Source organism: Kocuria atrinae, assembly GCF_039531425.1.
Lineage (GTDB): Bacteria > Actinomycetota > Actinomycetes > Actinomycetales > Micrococcaceae > Kocuria > Kocuria atrinae.
In genome coordinates this window covers 57,140-59,922 of record NZ_BAAAQA010000006.1, presented here as the reverse complement: position 1 = coordinate 59,922, position 2,783 = coordinate 57,140, and the positions used below count along the sequence as shown (strand labels likewise).

General features: G+C 63.3%; 1 protein-coding gene. It reads left to right on the top strand.

From position 1 onward, the window contains the following. Positions 1-140 precede the first annotated feature (140 nt). Complete coding sequence (locus ABD283_RS04345) at positions 141-2,756, top strand: ATP-dependent Clp protease ATP-binding subunit (RefSeq protein ID WP_344223776.1); 2,616 nt, start codon at positions 141-143, stop codon at positions 2,754-2,756. Positions 2,757-2,783 lie beyond the last annotated feature (27 nt).

Here is a 2,783-nt window from a genome sequence, read left to right as displayed (position 1 = left end):
GGGGGCATTCCGGCCGTTGTCGTTGCCGGGCACAACAGGTTTTAGCTCTGGGCTATACATCGTGCGCCAGCGGCGAACAGTGCCCATAAACGCTCTTGAGGTGCCTAGCATCGTTTGCAGACATCAATAGAGGAGTATCCATGTTCGAACGCTTCACCGACCGCGCCCGCCGGGTCGTGGTGCTGGCCCAGGAAGAGGCCAGGATGCTCAACCACAACTACATCGGTACCGAGCACTTGCTGCTCGGTTTGATTCACGAGGGCGAGGGCGTAGCAGCCAAGGCTCTCGATTCGATGGGCATCACCCTGAGCTCGGCGCGCGAACAAGTACAAGACATCATCGGGCCGGGCCAGCAGGCCCCGTCCGGTCACATTCCCTTCACACCCCGTGCCAAGAAGGTGTTGGAGCACTCGCTGCGTGAAGCATTGCAGCTGGGTCACAACTACATCGGCACCGAACACATCCTGCTGGGCATTATCCGCGCCGGCGAGGGCGTGGCGTCTCAGGTGCTGATCAAGCTGGGCGCTGACCCCGCCAAGGTGCGGGCAACGGTGCTCGAGCTGATTTCGGGGTACCAGTCCGGTAATGCCGGTGGCGAGAAAGAAGCCGCCGGAGTCGGCACCGGTGGCCGGGCCGAGGGCACCCCCGCGGGCTCCGCAGTGTTGGACCAGTTCGGTCGCAACCTGACCGCAGCCGCACGCGAATCCAAGCTTGACCCGGTCATCGGCCGGTACAAGGAAATGGAACGCGTGATGCAGGTGCTGTCACGCCGTACCAAGAACAATCCCGTGTTGATCGGCGAGCCCGGCGTGGGTAAGACCGCCGTGGTCGAGGGCCTGGCCCAGGCAATCGTGCGCGGAGACGTGCCCGAGACCCTCAAGGACAAGCACCTCTACACCCTGGATCTGGGTTCGCTGGTCGCCGGTTCGCGCTACCGCGGTGACTTCGAGGAACGCCTCAAGAAGGTGCTCAAGGAGATCCGCACGCGCGGCGACATCATCCTGTTCATCGACGAGATCCACACCCTGGTGGGTGCCGGTGCCGCCGAGGGCGCAATCGATGCCGCCTCGATCCTCAAGCCCATGCTGGCTCGCGGTGAGCTCCAGACCATTGGTGCCACCACGCTGGACGAGTACCGCAAGCACATCGAGAAGGACGCCGCCCTGGAGCGTCGTTTCCAGCCCATTCATGTGGATGAGCCTTCGGAAGCGCACGCCGTGGAGATCCTCAAGGGTCTGCGCGACAAGTACGAGGCCCACCACCGCGTGTCCATCACGGATGAGGCGCTGGAAGCTGCCGTGCACATGTCCGCCCGCTACGTCTCGGACCGATTCCTGCCGGACAAGGCCATTGACCTGATCGACGAGGCCGGTGCCCGCCTGCGCATCAAGCGCATGACGGCTCCGCCGGAGATCAAGGCCCTGGACGAGAAGATCGCGGACACCAAGCGCGCCAAGGAAGCCGCCATCGACGGCCAGGAGTACGAGAAGGCCGCTTCGCTGCGAGATGACGAGCAGAAGCTCATTACCGAGCGCGAGGAGAAGGACAAGGCTTGGCGCGACGGCGACGACCAGATCTCCGAGGTCACCCCCGAGGTCATCTCGGATGTGCTCTCCGCGTCCACGGGTGTCCCCGTGTACAAGCTGTCGGAGGAAGAGTCCGGTCGCTTGCTGCACATGGAGGACGAGCTGCACAAGCGCGTCATCGGTCAGAACGAGGCCATCAAGGCCCTGTCCCGGTCGATTCGCCGTACCCGTGCGGGTCTGAAGGATCCGAGGCGCCCCGGCGGCTCGTTCATCTTCGCCGGTCCCACCGGTGTCGGTAAGACTGAGCTGGCCAAGGCACTCGCGGAGTTCTTGTTCGGCGACGAGGACGCGCTGATCACCCTGGACATGTCCGAATACCAGGAGAAGCACACGGTCTCACGGCTGTTCGGTGCTCCTCCGGGATACGTGGGCTACGAAGAGGGCGGTCAGCTCACCGAGAAGGTGCGCCGCAAGCCGTTCTCCGTGGTGCTCTTCGACGAGGTCGAGAAGGCACACCAGGACCTGTTCAACTCACTGCTGCAGATCCTCGAGGACGGTCGACTGACCGACTCGCAGGGTCGCGTGGTGGACTTCAAGAACACGGTGATCATCATGACCACCAACCTGGGTACCAAGGACATCTCGCGGACCGTTCCCGTGGGCTTCCAGGCCTCGGACGACGTAGCCACCTCCTACGACCGTATGCAGGCCAAGGTGCAGGAGGAGCTCAAGGAGCACTTCCGTCCGGAGTTCCTCAACCGCGTGGACGAGACCATTGTGTTCCCGCAGCTGAGTCAGGAAGAAATCCTCAAGATCGTGGACCTCTTCGTGGCCCGCCTGCAGCAGCGACTGCGCGAACAGGACATGTCCATCTCGCTCACGGACCCCGCCAAGGTGCTCATGTCCGAGAAGGGCTACGACCCCGCCATGGGCGCGCGTCCGTTGCGTCGCGCCGTGCAGCGAGAAATCGAGGACCAGCTGTCCGAGAAGATCCTGTTCGGCGAGATCTCCTCCGGTGAGAAGATCACTGTGGATGTGGAGGGCGAAGGTGACGAGCGGAAGTTCACGTTCTCATCTACTCCCATGTCCGAGCTGTCGGACGAGGAACTGGATGAAATCCACAACACGCCGTCGCTGACCGACAACGACGACAGCGAGTCCGGTAGGGACGTTCCCCGCTCACCCAACACGGGTGGCTTCGGGGACGGCCCCGCTCAGGCCCAGGCCTAGGCGAAAGGACCTCTAGAACGCCACGAG

Excerpts from the sequence above, each read along its gene's own strand:
- ABD283_RS04345 (WP_344223776.1), top strand. The coding sequence starts at position 141 with ATGTTCGAACGCTTCACCGACCGCGCCCGCCGGGTCGTGGTGCTGGCC.